Source organism: Pseudomonas sp. D(2018) (assembly GCF_005502555.1).
GTDB classification, from domain to species: Bacteria; Pseudomonadota; Gammaproteobacteria; order Pseudomonadales; family Pseudomonadaceae; genus Metapseudomonas; species Metapseudomonas resinovorans.
The window spans coordinates 35,317-50,053 of record NZ_SCOK01000019.1 but is presented as its reverse complement, the minus strand read 5'-3'; the positions used below and the strand labels follow the sequence as shown (position 1 = coordinate 50,053).

At 64.9% G+C, this 14,737-nt stretch carries 10 protein-coding genes; 5 read left to right on the top strand and 5 right to left on the bottom strand.

All coding sequences use genetic code 11. The annotated features are described in order from the left end of the window. Positions 1-84: 84 nt before the first annotated feature. From FFS60_RS14275 to FFS60_RS14255, 5 genes are all read right to left on the bottom strand, one after another. Positions 85-1,932 carry a Na/Pi cotransporter family protein gene (locus FFS60_RS14275; protein WP_137822332.1) on the bottom strand — a complete coding sequence of 616 codons (1,848 nt, stop codon included), beginning with the start codon at positions 1,930-1,932 and terminating at the stop codon, positions 85-87. A 129-nt stretch (positions 1,933-2,061) separates the two neighbouring features. Then, the gene (locus FFS60_RS14270) at positions 2,062-2,400 is read right to left on the bottom strand and encodes a hypothetical protein (RefSeq protein WP_028629064.1); all 339 of its coding nucleotides are present in this window, start codon (positions 2,398-2,400) and stop codon (positions 2,062-2,064) included. Between the two features lie 72 nt (positions 2,401-2,472). Beyond that, positions 2,473-3,051, bottom strand: a complete 579-nt coding sequence (locus tag FFS60_RS14265) for a lysophospholipid acyltransferase family protein (RefSeq protein WP_028629065.1) — start codon at positions 3,049-3,051, stop codon at positions 2,473-2,475. Between the two features lie 62 nt (positions 3,052-3,113). Then, positions 3,114-3,926, bottom strand: coding sequence for a bifunctional DNA-formamidopyrimidine glycosylase/DNA-(apurinic or apyrimidinic site) lyase (gene mutM / locus FFS60_RS14260; protein WP_137822331.1), 813 nt, complete (start codon positions 3,924-3,926; stop codon positions 3,114-3,116). Positions 3,927-3,955: 29 nt separating this feature from the next. Further along, entirely contained in the window at positions 3,956-4,768 is an 813-nt protein-coding gene (locus tag FFS60_RS14255; protein WP_162144822.1) for an HDOD domain-containing protein, read from the bottom strand. 231 nt (positions 4,769-4,999) lie between these two features. On the opposite strand from FFS60_RS14255, the gene FFS60_RS14250 reads away from it, so the two are divergent. The 5 genes from FFS60_RS14250 (at position 5,000) to FFS60_RS14230 (ending at position 14,720) form a co-directional block, all read left to right on the top strand. After that, positions 5,000-6,196 carry a class I SAM-dependent rRNA methyltransferase gene (locus tag FFS60_RS14250; protein ID WP_028629068.1) on the top strand — a complete coding sequence of 399 codons (1,197 nt, stop codon included), beginning with the start codon at positions 5,000-5,002 and terminating at the stop codon, positions 6,194-6,196. A gap of 259 nt (positions 6,197-6,455) precedes the next feature. Further along, positions 6,456-8,294, top strand: a complete 1,839-nt coding sequence (ilvD, locus tag FFS60_RS14245; RefSeq protein ID WP_028629069.1) for a dihydroxy-acid dehydratase — start codon at positions 6,456-6,458, stop codon at positions 8,292-8,294. Between the two features lie 343 nt (positions 8,295-8,637). Next, positions 8,638-10,017: a nucleobase:cation symporter-2 family protein gene (locus FFS60_RS14240; protein WP_137822330.1), complete on the top strand. Its 1,380-nt coding sequence runs from the start codon at positions 8,638-8,640 to the stop codon at positions 10,015-10,017. A 39-nt stretch (positions 10,018-10,056) separates the two neighbouring features. Further along, entirely contained in the window at positions 10,057-10,524 is a 468-nt protein-coding gene (locus FFS60_RS14235) for a metallophosphoesterase family protein (RefSeq protein ID WP_137822329.1), read from the top strand. A 101-nt stretch (positions 10,525-10,625) separates the two neighbouring features. Further along, a complete protein-coding gene (locus FFS60_RS14230; protein WP_137822328.1) occupies positions 10,626-14,720 on the top strand; it encodes a DEAD/DEAH box helicase in 4,095 nt (1,364 codons plus the stop codon). The last annotated feature ends 17 nt before the right edge of the window (positions 14,721-14,737 follow it).

Below are 14,737 nucleotides of genomic sequence, written 5' to 3'. Positions count from 1 at the left end.
CGCAGACATAGCGCATTCATTCGCCAAGGGCCGCGCAGCGGCCCCCTACATGCGGGTAGGGGTGCGCCGTGCGCACCCTATGGGCTACGACCGACTCCCCTCGAGCACGATCAGCGATTCGTCATCCTGTTCCAGCCGACGCAGCTCGCGGAACAGCAGTTGCCCCTCACCCAGCATCAAGACGTTACGCAGGCTCTGGAAGATGCGGCTGGCGTAGCCCAGGTCGTTCATCAGCGAGCTGGTCTGCAGGCCATCCAGATCGCCGTTGCGCACAGAATTGAACAGGCGCGTGCGGAAAGCGCCGTCGAAGGCTGCGGCTCTCCCATCCAGCCAGCCCAGGCGCTCGTTCCAGGCTTCCTCGGGCAAGTCGGAGCGGCCCAGCTCGCGCAGCTCGTGGAGCATCGCCAGCAGGTGGCGGCGCAGGTCCACGTAGGCATCCCGGATGGCTGACGGGTCCTGGTCCAGGTAGCGGCCGAGGTTCTTCTGCAGGTGCTTGGCATCCTTCACCGCATCCACCAGTTGCAGTGCCGCCAACTGGCAGCTGACCCAGAATTGCTGGTGTGCTTCGTCCAGCGGCAGATCGAGCCGGCCCATGAAACTCAGCAAATCGCCGTACACGCCCTTGATGTGCCGTTGATAGAGCGCTTCGGCATCCAGGTGATAGCGTTCCGGCCGCGCCCGCAGCAGGCTCTCATCGACCTGCGCACGGGCCAACTGGTCCACCGGCAGGTAGAGCGCGTGGCAGATCACCTCCAGGCTCAGGCGACCCAGGTGGCGCAGTTCGCGCACCACCGCGCTGGCGGCAGCGTCCACCGAATCCAGCGCACGTTCATTGAGGTAGCGCGCCTGGGTGCGCGGCGGCGCTTCTGGACCGGCAGCCAGCTCGGTAATCAGCACCTGCGGTTCTTCGCGCTCCGGCAACCAGTGCACCAGCCAGCCGGCGAGGCGCTCCTGCAGCGGCCAGAACAGCAGCACGCCCATGGCATTGATCAAGCTATGGAACATCGCCAGTTGGATCAGCTCGTTCTCACCCAGGCTCGTCGCGTCGGCAATCCGATCGACCATCCAGCTCAACGGCCCGAGCAGGATGAACGCCAGCGTGCAGGTGACCACGTTGAAGGTTACGTGTGCCAGGGCCAGGCGCTGGCCACTGCGGTTGCCGCCAAGGGAGCCGACGAAGGCGGTGGTGACGCTGCTGCCGACATTGGAGCCGATGGCGATGGCGAAGCCCTGCGCCAGATCCAGCTGGCCGCCGGCCAGGGCGGCCAGGGTCAACATCAGGGTGGCGTGGCTGGACTGCAGTACCACCGTTATCAACAGGCCGATCAGGGCGAACAGCAAGCTGCCCACCAACCCGTCGGCCTGGTAGGCGCTGAGGTCGAGGCCATCTCCGAAGGCGGAAAAGCCTTCCTTGATCTGGTCGATGCCGAGAAAGATGAAGGCGACGCCGAGGACAATGCGCCCAGCCGCCTTGCTCTTTTCGCCCATGAAACCGCCAAGCACACCGAAGACCAGCAGCGGCAGCGCAAGTGGACTAAGGCTGAGATTCTGCCCGGCCAGCGCCAGCAGCCAGATGCCGCTTGTAGCGCCCAGATTCGCGCCAAACAGGATGGCAATGCCCCCGGCGAGCTGGATCAGCCCCGCACTGATGAACGCGATGGTGAGCAGCGACACCAGCGTGCTGGATTGCAGCAGCAAGGTGCCGCAGATGCCGAACATCAGCCCCTTGAAGGAGGTGGCCGTACTGCGCGCCAACAGTTGCTCCAGCTTGCCGCCGGCCAACTGGCGCAAGCCTTCTTCGAGGCACTGCATACCGAACAGGAACAGCGCGAGGCCCGCGCAGAGTTCCAGCCAACCGGAGCTGAACCAGAAGCTCAAGGCCAGGCCGATGGCCGACAGGGCGAGCAGAACGATGCGGGAGTAATGCTTCACGGGCGGTATTCCTTCACCAGACGAGGCCCAGCTATTACCCGATGCAGCGGCCGGCCGGCAACCCGCAGGAAGCCCGAAAACGCCGACGGCCCCGAAAAGGGGCCGTCTCGATGATGCCGGAGCGAGCGGTCAGTCAGCCTTGTAGCCACTGATGGTGCAGCCCAGGCAGCGCACGAAGGTTTCCTTTGCCGGCACCACCACCAGCTCATGAGCAGCCTCACCAACGTTCCCGCCCAGCGCGGAGAACGGCAGGCTGATGATGAACAGGCCGGTACCGATGATGGTGGCCCCCAGCAGCAGCGGTCGGGCGATGATCACGTCGCCGGCCATGCTGTAGCCGCTGGGCGCGTTGACGGTGTACATGGGGTCGCCGCTGGTATTTTCCTGCACCACTTCCGCATGAGCCGGCAGCGCCAGCAGGCCAGTGGTCAGCGCCAGGACAGCAGCGGATGTGCGGAACAGGTTCATGCGGGCGATCCTTCAGCTAGGGGTGTGCGGAAAACTATAACAGTGCATGGCGCATTGACGGCGTGACGGCCTTCAATCGCCATTGAAAGCGTAGTCGGGTTTTTTCGGCACGTACGGGCGATAGAAGGCCAGCAACTGGCGCAGATCGGCCTGTTCGTCGCCCGTGGGGTAGAACGGCTGGCCGAGCACTACCCGGCGGTTGGCGTAGTCCAGCGCAGCCGGAACTATAGGCACTCCGGCGCCGCAGGCGATGTGATAGAAGCCCATTTTCCAGCGATCGACCCGCTTGCGAGTGCCTTCCGGCGAGATCACCAGCATGAACTCGCGGTTCTCACGGAAACGCTCCACGGCCTGATCCACCATGTTCAGCTTGAGGTGACGGCGGATCGGCACGCCGCCCCAACGCTGCATCAATCCAGCGAAAGGCCAGCGGAAGATGGTGTGCTTGCCGAACCAGCGCGCGTTCAGCCGCAGCACGAACTTGACCGCGAGGAAGATCACGAAATCCCAGTTGGAGGTGTGGTGGGCGCCGATCACCACGAACTTGTCCAGTGGCGGCAGGCACCCTTCGATGCGCCACCCCATCAGGCGCAGCACGCCGTGGCCGATCGTTTCGGCAAAGGGATTGCGGGGCAGGTAGTTACCGTACATAGGACAGACTTCTTTCTTGTTCTAGGAATGCTCGACGCCGAGTCTGCCGACCCGGCGAGGGATTAGCGTTGGCAACGCGGGCAGTAGACGCTGGCACGCTGGCCCAGGCGGATTTCCCGCAGGGTCGAGCCGCAGCGTTTGCAGAATTCGCCAGCGCGGCCGTAGACGAACAGTTCCTGCTGGAAGTAGCCCGGCTTGCCGTCGCCGCCGACGAAATCACGCAGGGTGGTGCCGCCGCACTCGATGGCCTGGGCGAGGATGCGTTTGATCTCCACGGCCAGCGTCAGGTAACGCGCCCGCGAGATGGAGCCGGCCTCGCGACGCGGGTCGATGCCGGCGGCGAACAGCGCCTCGCTGGCGTAGATGTTGCCGACGCCTACCACCACTGCGTTGTCCATGATGAAGGGCTTCACCGCCATGCTGCGGCCACGGGACAGCTGGAACAGGCGCTCGCCGTCGAACAGATCGGTCAGGGGCTCCGGGCCCAGATGGCGCAGCAGCTCGTGGTTCAGCGGATCGTCGCTCCAGAGCAACGCGCCAAAGCGACGCGGATCGGTGTAGCGCAGCGCCATACCCGATTCCAGCTCGATATCCACATGCTCGTGCTTGGCCGCAGCCAGTCCGGCCTCCACCAGGCGCAGGCTGCCGGACATTCCCAGGTGGCTGATCAGGGTGCCGACCTCGGCCTCAAGCAGCAGGTACTTGGCACGGCGTTCCACATGCAGGATGCGCTGGCCCGACAGGCGCACATCCAGGTCCTCGGGAATCGGCCAGCGCAGTCGACGCTCACGAACGATCACCCGGCTGACGCGCTGGCCTTCGAGGAAGGGCGCGATGCCACGGCGGGTGGTTTCGACTTCAGGTAACTCAGGCATCGATATCTCGGTTCAGGCAGCGGGACGGCTCAGCTCGTCCCGAGCTCGCGGATGCTTTCCTTGAGGTTCTCGAAGTCGTACTCCGACAACCCCACGTAGTCCAGCACCTGGGAGCGGATGCTCATCCATTCGTAATCTTCGGCCTGATTGCCCAGCACCAGGTGCGACGCGCAGATGTGCTCGGCCATCTTGAGGATCGCCAGCAAGGTCTTGAGCGGCGCATCGCGGCCCGACTCGTCGGTGAAGATGGACAGCGCGTTGTGATGGTTGGCGATCGCCTCGCAGAGATGCTCCGGCAAACGCCAGGACCGCGCGGTGAAGTAGCCGACCACCGCATGGTTGGTGTTCAGCAGGCGATTCTCGGTGTCCACCACACGGCGCTCCGGACCTGCGCTGGCATAGGCCTCTTCCAGCACCATCATGTAGTCGGGGAAGCGCTTGAGCATCAGCGGGATGCCGCAGTTGTGGAACAGCCCCAGGGCATAGGCCTCGTCGGCGGACTGGTAGCCGATGCGCTTGGCCAGGGTCAGGCATGTCATGGCCACGTCCTGGGCGGTATCCCAGAAGCGGTTCAGCGTGACGATGGTCTCATCGGTCATCTCGCCCTTGATCGACTGCGCGTTGATCAGGTTGATCACGGTGTTGCAGCCGAGCAGGTTGACCGCTTGCTGGATCGAGGCGATGCGATTGGTCAGGCCGAAGAAGGGCGAATTGACGATCTTCAGCAACGCGCCCGACAGGCCAGGATCCTGGCTGATGAGGCGGGCGATGGACTTGAGGTCCGGGGACGGCATGACCTGCTCCATTTGCAGGTCGACCATGATCTGCGGCTGCGGCGGCACACTGATGCCCTGCAGGACCTGACGGATCTGATCTGCGGAAAGTTCTTGAGCCATTGGGATGAGAGTGAAGGTTGACCGAGTCGACAGTCTACCCGGTTGCACCCGCCAGTTGCGCGGGATTTCCAGCGATTTTCCGACCATCGTGCCAAGTGCCCCGAAGCGCCGCCGGGCGGACCCCGGAGCACATGCGGGCTAGGGTATAATCCCCGCCTTTTTTCCGGAGAGCGACACATGTCCCTGCCCAGCCTGCGCCTCAAAGCCAACGCCGATCGACGCCTGCGCGCCGGCCACCTGTGGGTCTACAGCAACGAAGTGGACGTGGTCGCCACCCCGCTGAACCTCTTCCAGCCGGGCGATCAGGCCATCCTCGAAGCCGCAGGCGGCAAGCCGCTGGGCGTGGTCGCGCTCTCGCCGAACAACCTGATCTGCGCGCGCCTGGTGTCCCGCGATACCAAGCACACCCTGGACAAATCCCTGCTGGTGCACCGCATCAATGTCGCCCTGAGCCTGCGCGAGCGCCTCTTCGACAAACCCTTCTATCGCCTGGTCTATGGCGACTCCGACCTGCTGCCGGGCCTCGTGGTGGACCGCTTCGGCGATCACCTGGTGGTGCAGCTCGCCTCCGCCGCCATGGAGCGCAACAAGGACGCCGTACTCGACGCCCTGGTACAGGTGCTGAAACCCCGTGGCGTGCTCTGGAAGAACGATTCCAGTGCCCGTGAAGCCGAAGGCCTGGAGCGCTACGTCGACACCGCCTTCGGCGTAGTGCCGGAGTGGGTCGCCCTGGAAGAGAACGGCGTGAAGTTCGAGGCCCCGGTAATGGAAGGCCAGAAGACCGGCTGGTTCTACGACCACCGCATGAACCGCGCGCGCCTGGCACCCTACGTCAAGGGCAAGCGTGTACTCGACCTGTTCAGCTACATCGGCGGCTGGGGCGTGCAGGCGGCGGCCTTCGGCGCTAGCGAAGTGTTCTGCGTCGACGCTTCCGGCTTCGCCCTCGATGGCGTGGAGCGCAATGCCACCCTCAACGGCGTGGCCGAGCAGGTCACCTGCGTGGAAGGCGACGTCTTCGAAGCCCTGAAGGAACTGAAAGCCGCCGAGGAGCGTTTCGACGTCGTGGTCGCCGACCCGCCGGCCTTCATCAAGCGCAAGAAAGACCTGAAGAACGGCGAGGCCGCCTACCGTCGCCTCAACGAGCAGGCCATGCGCCTCCTGAACAAGGACGGCATCCTGGTCAGCGCCTCCTGCTCCATGCACCTGCCGGAAGACGACCTGCAGAACATCCTCCTCAACAGCGCCCGCCACCTGGACCGCAACATCCAGCTGCTGGAGCGCGGCGGCCAGGGCCCCGATCACCCGGTGCACCCGGCCATTGCCGAAACCCGCTACATCAAGAGCCTGACCTGCCGCCTGCTGCCCAACAGCTAAGCACCTCTGCTCGGCACCGGGCCGGCCGCTGCGCCGGCCCGACCGCCAGCCTTTCCCTGCCGGCCGGGCCCGGCGTAGAATCGGGCGATTCCTCGCCAACCATCCTCCGGCGGGCCAGTGAGCCCCGGCCGAGCGAGCGGTGACCCCGCCCCGCCTTCCGGCCACCACCGACCGAATGGCCATCTGCCGTTTGCATCCGGTACGTTCCGCGCTCACGATGAGACTCTTACCGATACCTGATTAGCCGCAGGAAACCGTCATGCCCGATTACCGCTCGAAAACCTCCACCCACGGCCGCAACATGGCCGGCGCCCGTGCCCTGTGGCGCGCCACCGGGATGAAGGACGAGGACTTCAAGAAGCCGATCATCGCCATCTCCAACTCCTTCACCCAGTTCGTGCCCGGCCACGTGCACCTGAAGGACCTGGGCCAGCTGGTCGCCCGCGAGATCGAAAAACACGGCGGCGTGGCCAAGGAATTCAACACCATCGCCGTGGACGACGGCATCGCCATGGGCCATGACGGCATGCTCTATTCGCTGCCGAGCCGGGAGATCATCGCCGACTCCGTGGAATACATGGTCAACGCCCACTGCGCCGACGCCATCGTCTGCATCTCCAACTGCGACAAGATCACCCCCGGCATGCTGATGGCCGCCCTGCGCCTGAACATCCCGGTGGTCTTCGTCTCCGGCGGCCCGATGGAAGCCGGCAAGACCAAGCTGGCCAACCACGGCCTGGACCTGGTCGACGCCATGGTGGTGGCCGCCGACGACTCCTGCTCCGACGAGAAGGTCGCCGAGTACGAGCGCAGCGCCTGCCCCACCTGCGGCTCCTGCTCCGGCATGTTCACCGCCAACTCGATGAACTGCCTGACCGAAGCCCTCGGCCTGTCGCTGCCCGGCAACGGCTCCACCCTGGCCACCCACGCCGACCGCGAACAGCTGTTCCTGCGCGCCGGCCGCCTGGCCGTCGAGCTGTGCCAGCGCTACTACGGCGAAGGCGACGACAGCGTGCTGCCGCGCAACATCGCCAACTTCAAGGCGTTCGAGAACGCCATGACCCTGGACATCGCCATGGGCGGTTCCACCAACACCATCCTGCACCTGCTGGCCGCCGCCCAAGAGGGCGAAGTCGCCTTCGACCTGCGCGACATCGATCGCCTGTCGCGCAAGGTGCCGCAGCTGTGCAAGGTGGCGCCGAACATCCAGAAGTACCACATGGAAGACGTGCACCGCGCCGGCGGCATCTTCTCCATTCTCGGCGAGCTGGCCCGTGGCGGCCTGCTGCACACCGACGTCGCCACTGTGCACAGCCCGAGCATGGCCGACGCCATCGCCCAGTGGGACATCACCCAGACCAAGGATGAAGCCGTCCATACCTTCTTCAAGGCAGGCCCGGCCGGCATCCCGACCCAGGTCGCGTTCAGCCAGTCCACCCGCTGGGACAGCCTGGACGACGACCGCGCCGAAGGCTGCATCCGCAGCGTCGAGCACGCCTACTCCCAGGAAGGCGGCCTGGCGGTGCTCTACGGCAACATCGCCCTCGACGGCTGTGTGGTGAAGACCGCCGGCGTGGATGAGTCCATCCATGTCTTCGAAGGCACCGCGAAGATCTTCGAAAGCCAGGACAGTGCCGTGAAAGGCATCCTCGCCGACGAAGTGAAGGCCGGCGACATCGTGATCATCCGCTACGAAGGCCCGAAAGGCGGCCCGGGCATGCAGGAAATGCTGTACCCGACCAGCTACCTGAAGTCCAAGGGCCTGGGCAAGCAGTGCGCCCTGCTCACCGACGGCCGCTTCTCCGGCGGCACCTCGGGCCTGTCCATCGGCCACGCCTCGCCGGAAGCCGCCGCAGGCGGTGCCATCGGCCTGGTGCAGGACGGCGACAAGGTGCTGATCGACATCCCCAACCGCAGCATCAACCTGCTGGTGTCCGATGAAGAACTGGCGACTCGCCGCGCCGAGCAGGACAAGAAAGGCTGGAAACCCGCCGCCCCGCGCGCGCGCAAGGTGACCACCGCCCTCAAGGCTTACGCCCTGCTCGCCACCAGCGCCGACAAGGGCGCGGTGCGTGACAAGGCGATGCTCGACGACTGATCGTTCGCGACACACGGGAAGCCCGGCCTTGCGCCGGGCTTTCTGTTTTTCGTGGGGGGTGATTTGCCTATGGCCCCCTCGGATTCAGCGGGGCTACTGACGTGTAGGAGCGAGCTTGCTCGCGAAGGATCGTGCTCGGTCTGTTCGCTGGCGAATGTATTGGCTATGTCTGCGTTAACCATTGCGAGAGATTTACCATCGGGCCAAGAACCTTGTAGGCCAATGCATCTGCTTGAAACACGTAATGCAGTCATAGCCAATGAACTCGCCCCCACCAGATCCAGCCTCCCTCACCCAACCTGACCACTCAGGTAGAATCGCGGCTTTTTTGCGGTCGATCGCCATGACTTCACTGGAAAAGCCCCCCGTCACCGAAGCTCGCAACGAGCTGCTCTACGGCCTGGAAGACAAGCCCCGCCCGCTGGCGGCCCTGCTGGCCGCGTTGCAACACCTGCTGGCCATCATCGTTCCCATCGTCACGCCCGGCCTGCTGATCTGCCAGGCGCTGGGCGTGTCGGCGCGGGATACCAACCTGATCGTCTCCATGTCCCTTGTGGTTTCCGGTATCGCCACCTTCGTCCAGTGCAAGCGCTTCGGTCCGTTCGGGGCCGGTTTGCTCATCGTCCAGGGCACCAGCTTCAATTTCGTTGGCCCGCTGATCGCCGGCGGCGCATTGATGGTCAAGCAAGGCACCCCGGTGGAAGCGGTGATGGCTGCCATCTTCGGTGTGGTGATGGCCGGGGCCTTCGTCGAGATGGGCATTTCCCGGGTGCTGCCCTTCGTCAAGCGGCTGATCAACCCGCTGGTGACCGGCATCGTGGTGCTGATGATCGGCCTGACGCTGATCAAGGTGGGCCTGATCAGCATGGGCGGTGGCTTCGGCGCCATGGCCAACGGCACCTTCGCCAATGGCGAGAACCTGCTGCTGTCCGGCACCGTGCTGGGGGTGATCCTGCTACTCAACCGCATCCCGCTGGTGTGGATGCGCAGCTGCGCCATCGTCATCGCCCTGCTCGCAGGCTATGCCCTGGCCGCCTGGCTGGGTCGCCTGGACTTCAGCGGCCTGCATGACGCGCCGCTGGTGCAGGTCCCGGTGCCGTTGCACTTCGGCCTGGGCTTCTCCTGGTCGCTGTTCGTGCCGATGCTGGTGATCTACCTGGTGACCTCACTGGAAGCCATCGGTGACGTCACCGCCACCAGCAAGGTCTCGCGCCAGCCGGTGGAAGGCCCGCTGTGGATGCAGCGGATCAAGGGCGGCGTACTGGTGAACGGCGCCAATTCGCTACTGGCCGGCCTGCTCAACACCTTCCCCAGCTCGGTGTTCGCGCAGAACAACGGCGTGATTCAGCTGACCGGCATCGCCAGCCGCCACATCGGCCTGTGGATCGCCCTGATGCTGGTGCTGCTGGGCCTGTTCCCGGCGGTAGCCGGCGTACTCCAGGCCATTCCCGAGCCGGTGCTCGGCGGCGCCGCCATGGTGATGTTCGGTGCCGTAGCCGCCTCGGGCATCAACATCCTCGCCGGCACCACCCTGGACCGCCGCGCGCTGCTGATCATCGCCGTGTCCCTGGCCCTGGGGCTGGGCGTGTCCCAAGTGCCGGAGTTCCTTGCGCACATGCCCGCGGCGTTGCGCAACATCCTCGAGTCCGGCGTGGCCACGGGCGGCCTCTGTGCCCTGCTGCTGAACTGGTTCCTGCCGGATACCCCGGTGCAGTCTCGCTAAGTGGCAGAATGTGCCCTGTCTCCTGGCAGGGCCCACTTCATGACCTCCCTTCGCATCGGCCTGATCTCCGACACCCACGGCCTCCTCCGCCCCCAGGCCCTCGCGGCGCTAGCGGGCTGCGACCACATCCTCCACGCCGGTGACATCGGTAAACCCGAGATACTCGACACCCTCGCCCAACTGGCGCCGCTGAACGCCGTGCGCGGCAACAACGACCGCGACGCCTGGGCGGATGCCATTCGCGAAGCGGAAGAGCTGCGCCTGGGGGACGTGGGCATCTACCTGGTGCACGACCAGGCGGACATCCCCGACGATCTCGCCGAACGCGGCTTCAAGGTCGTCGTCACCGGGCACTCCCACAAGCCACTGATCGTCGAGCGTGATGGGCTGCTGCACATCAACCCCGGCAGTGCCGGGCCGCGACGCTTCAAGCTGCCGGTATCGGTGGGGTTTCTCCATATACAAGCGCGCGAGGTGAAAGCGGAGCTGTTGGCGCTCCTGCCCTGAGCGGCCGCATCGGCGCGCCGCCTCGCAAGGCCAGCCCGGTCCGTTGAAATCCGCTCCAAACTGCCTGACCATGCTCGCCGGACTCAGGCTTCAGGTTGCTCATGAACACCCCCATGCTGGACATCGACGCCCTACCACACTCCGGTCAGGCACTCCTTTATGCGCTGGCCACAGCCTTCGGCGGCAAAGGCAAGACCGCTCTGCTCAAACTGCTGCAGATGCGCAATGTGACGACTGCTGGCGGCTGGCCGATTTCCAGCGAACATATGCCGGACCTGCTGGACACCCTTGAGCAACTGGGCTGGATCTACCACGAAGAGCTTCCCCGGGGGCGTTTCAATAATCTGGCGCAAGAGCAGCGCAACCGCGTCCTGCTGCACCTCATGCAATCACCCCATGCGGCGAGCTGGCTGGCAACGCTGAAAGCAAGCCTGCCTAGCCGCGACACCTGGCAAGTTCCCAGCAAGAGCCAGGCACAACAGGAGCTCTGGCTGAACCTGCTCAGCGGGGATGCCAGTGCGATGCTGAATTCGTTTCAGCTGCTGTCCCGCCTGCTCCCCCTGAATCAACTACAGGCTATCCACCCCATGCACCAGTTGGGAACGGATCATTGGGGCAAGCAGCTGTTCGATCGTCTTGATGGGTGGATCCGCGAGCTCCTGCTGGAAGACTACCTCGACCTCTGCAATGTCCATCTCGCGCCGACGCAACCTGCCTACGAATGGGGGCTGGAGGCGATCCAGCACCTGCAGGAGGAAGGTGAACTGCATCTGCAACTCCTGCTGCAGGCGCTCTGGCGCGGCGACTGGCAACGCATGGAAAGCCTGGGCGAGCATGGATACAGCCTGTTCCGCGAGGTCATCAGCAGCTTGCTGACCGGTAACGTCCAGCGCTCTCTGGAACTCATCAGGGAATGGCTGGCCGGCGTGCGGAAGCAGACCGGAAAGCGCAAGCTCGACCTGCCTCCTGTCCTCAACCACCTCTACTGCCTGGCCCTGATCGGCGCCTACGAGCCCGGACACAGGGTCGCGCTCAAGCAGACACTGGCAACGGGCGTGAAGAATAATTACGGCCGCGCCTACCCGATCCTCCAGGAACTCTTCGAACGGCTCCAGGGCAACTCGCACCGGAAGTCGACGCTCTTCATTCCCACGGAGCTCAACGGGTTTGACAGCCTGATGCTGGCCCTGGGGCTGTACTGGCTAGACGCACCCGAAGCACGCGCGCCCGCATGGCGCCAGCGTCTTGAGGACTATTGCAGGACGCTCGGTGACGCCGGCTATCTGTGGCTGGCCGCCGAGTTCGACGCGTTGCTGGAAGCACAGTTCGGCCTGCCACGCACCCTTGGCCACGTGCACAAGGACGCGGCCCTTCGCCCCCTGCTGAAGCTCCATGAACGCCAGGAAGCCTGGCAGCAGGCGCTGCAGGCCCTGAGCCAACTCAAGCCCAGATCCGGCGACAAGGCTGCCCCGGCAAAAAGTGCGCGCCTGGCCTGGTTCATCAACCTGGACCGCTACATGACTCGCGTCGAGCCACGAGAGCAAAAGCTCAGCGCCAAGGGCCAGTGGAGCAAAGGGCGGGTCGTCGCGTTGCAACGCCTGGCAGAGGAAGGCGATTCCATCGACTTTCTCAATGAGCAGGACCGCCAGGCCATCCGCAAGATCCAGGTCTCCGCAAACTACTACAGCGACCGCTACGAGCTGCCTACAGACCTGGCCCTGCCGGCACTGGTGGGCCATCCCGCGCTGTTCTGGATGGACAGGCCCGATGTCCGCCTCGAACTGGTGGCCGGACAACCCGGACTGCACCTGCAGGTCGAAGGCGAGTGCATTCAGCTGCGGCTTGCGCCTGAGAGCCTCGTCGCCAACAGCAACCTGGTGATCGAAAAGGAAACCCCGACCCGCGTGCTCGTCTACCCGATCAGCCCGGAGCTGAGGCAGATCGCCGCTATCGTCGGCGATGGCCTGAGCATGCCGCTATCGGCGAAAGCGCAGCTGATCGAGGCCATGGGCGCGATCGCCCCGTTGCTGCCAATCCATTCCGAGATCCCGGAACTGGCCGCTCACCTGGAGACGGTGCCTGCGGATGTGCGGCTGTATGCCCATCTGCTGCCGTTGGAAGCCGGACTGCGCCTGCAGCTGCTGGTGCGGCCACTGACCGAAGGCGGCTGGTTCCGCCCTGGTCAAGGGAGTCGCAACCTGCTCGGTGAACGCGACGGCAAGGCCGTGCAGGTCTGCCGCGACTTGCCGGCAGAACGCGAACTGCTGGAGCGTGTACTAGGCGCCTGCCCTGGGCTGGCCAGGGCCGAGAGCGATGGTCGGGAATGGCAACTGCAGCATCCCGAGGACGCCTTGCAGGTCCTCTGCGAGCTGCAGGCCCAGGACGACGAGTGGTTGCAGTGCGTGTGGCCGGAAGGTGAGCGCATGCGCATCAAGGCCCGCCCCGGCCTGAGCCAATTGCGCCTGGGCCTGAAGCAGCAAGGGGACTGGTTCATGCTGCAGGGCGGGATCACTCTGGATGATGGCAAGGTGCTGCAACTGCGGCAGTTGCTGGACCTGCTCAAGGCCTCGCCCGGGCGCTTCATCCGACTTGACGACCGCGACTGGCTGGCCTTGAGCGACAACCTGCGCAAGCACCTGGAAGACCTGGGGCAACTGGCCGAACGAGTCACCGACCGTGGCCTGCAACTCAGCACACTAAGCGCCCCCCTGCTGGAAACCCTGGCTAACGAGGCAGGCGCCTTCGAGGCCGACAAACGCTGGCAGGAACACCTGGAGCGCCTCGCTTCGATGCGCCGCCACCAGCCGCAGGTGCCGCAGACCCTGCGAGCCCAGCTGCGCGACTATCAGCAGGAAGGCTTCTGCTGGCTATCCCGCTTGGCGCATTGGGGCGTCGGCGCCTGCCTGGCGGACGACATGGGCCTCGGCAAGACCATTCAGATCCTGGCGCTACTGCTTGAGCGGGCGGCGCAAGGCCCCCAACTGGTCGTCGCCCCTACCTCGGTGACCCTCAACTGGCGGGCGGAATGTACCCGCTTCGCTCCCACCCTCAGAGCACGCCTCTACCACGAGACGCGCAGCCTGGAAGACCTGGGCCCCATGGACCTGCTGATCGTCAGCTACGGCCTGCTGCAGCAGGATAGCGAAGCTTTCACCACGCGCCGCTGGACCAGCGCGGTGCTCGATGAGGCACAGGCGATCAAGAACGCCCAGACCAAGCGCTCCCAGGCAGCCATGGCCCTGCAGGCGGATTTCCGCATGGTAGCCACCGGCACCCCGCTGGAAAACCATCTTGGCGAACTCTGGAACCTGTTCCGCTTCATCAACCCGGGCCTTCTCGGTAGCCAGGAAAGCTTCTCGGCGCGCTTCACCACCCCCATCGAACAAGGTGATGCAGCCGCACGCAGGGCCCTCAGGAACCTGATCCAACCCTTCATCCTGCGTCGCCTGAAGAGCCAGGTACTGGACGAGCTTCCACCCCGAACCGAGATCACCTACCGGGTGCCGCTCTCTACAGAAGAGGCGCACCTGTACGAGGCATTGCGCCAACAGGCCCTGGACAGCGTCAGCCAGCTCGACTCGAACGCCAGCCGCCCCCTGCAGGTACTCGCAGAGATCACCCGCCTGCGGCGCTTCTGCTGCCATCCCTCGCTATCAGTGCCCGGCAGCCCGCTACCGGGGAGCAAACTGCAAGCCTTCGCGGAAATCGCCGACGAGTTGCTGGAGAATGGTCACAAGGCACTGGTGTTCAGCCAATTCGTCGACCATCTGGAGATCGTTCGCGCCTGGCTCGAACAGAAAGGCATGCACTACCAGTACCTGGATGGCGCCACACCGGCCAAGGAGCGCCAGAAGCGCATCGACGCTTTCCAGGCTGGCAACGGCGACCTCTTCCTCATCAGCCTCAAGGCTGGTGGCAGTGGATTAAACCTGACGGCGGCCGACTATGTGATCCACCTCGACCCCTGGTGGAACCCGGCCGTCGAGGACCAGGCCAGCGACCGTGCCCACCGCATGGGCCAGCAGCGGCCGGTCACCATCTACCGCCTGGTGACCGAGAACACGATCGAAGAGCAGATCGTTGCCCTGCACCAGAAGAAGCGCGAGCTGGCGGACAGCTTGCTGGAGGGCGGTGAGCTGAGCGCCCGAATGGATGCAGACGCCTTGTTACGCTTGCTGCGCGGCGAGACGAACTGAGCCTGCCGGCAGCCTTG

Bases quoted from the DNA above. Each gene is read 5' to 3' on its own strand.
- FFS60_RS14270 (WP_028629064.1), bottom strand. From the start codon at position 2,400: ATGAACCTGTTCCGCACATCCGCTGCTGTCCTGGCGCTGACCACTGGC.
- FFS60_RS14265 (WP_028629065.1), bottom strand. From the start codon at position 3,051: ATGTACGGTAACTACCTGCCCCGCAATCCCTTTGCCGAAACGATCGGC.
- mutM (WP_137822331.1), bottom strand. From the start codon at position 3,926: ATGCCTGAGTTACCTGAAGTCGAAACCACCCGCCGTGGCATCGCGCCC.
- FFS60_RS14250 (WP_028629068.1), top strand. From the start codon at position 5,000: ATGTCCCTGCCCAGCCTGCGCCTCAAAGCCAACGCCGATCGACGCCTG.
- ilvD (WP_028629069.1), top strand. From the start codon at position 6,456: ATGCCCGATTACCGCTCGAAAACCTCCACCCACGGCCGCAACATGGCC.
- FFS60_RS14240 (WP_137822330.1), top strand. From the start codon at position 8,638: ATGACTTCACTGGAAAAGCCCCCCGTCACCGAAGCTCGCAACGAGCTG.
- FFS60_RS14235 (WP_137822329.1), top strand. From the start codon at position 10,057: ATGACCTCCCTTCGCATCGGCCTGATCTCCGACACCCACGGCCTCCTC.
- FFS60_RS14230 (WP_137822328.1), top strand. From the start codon at position 10,626: ATGAACACCCCCATGCTGGACATCGACGCCCTACCACACTCCGGTCAG.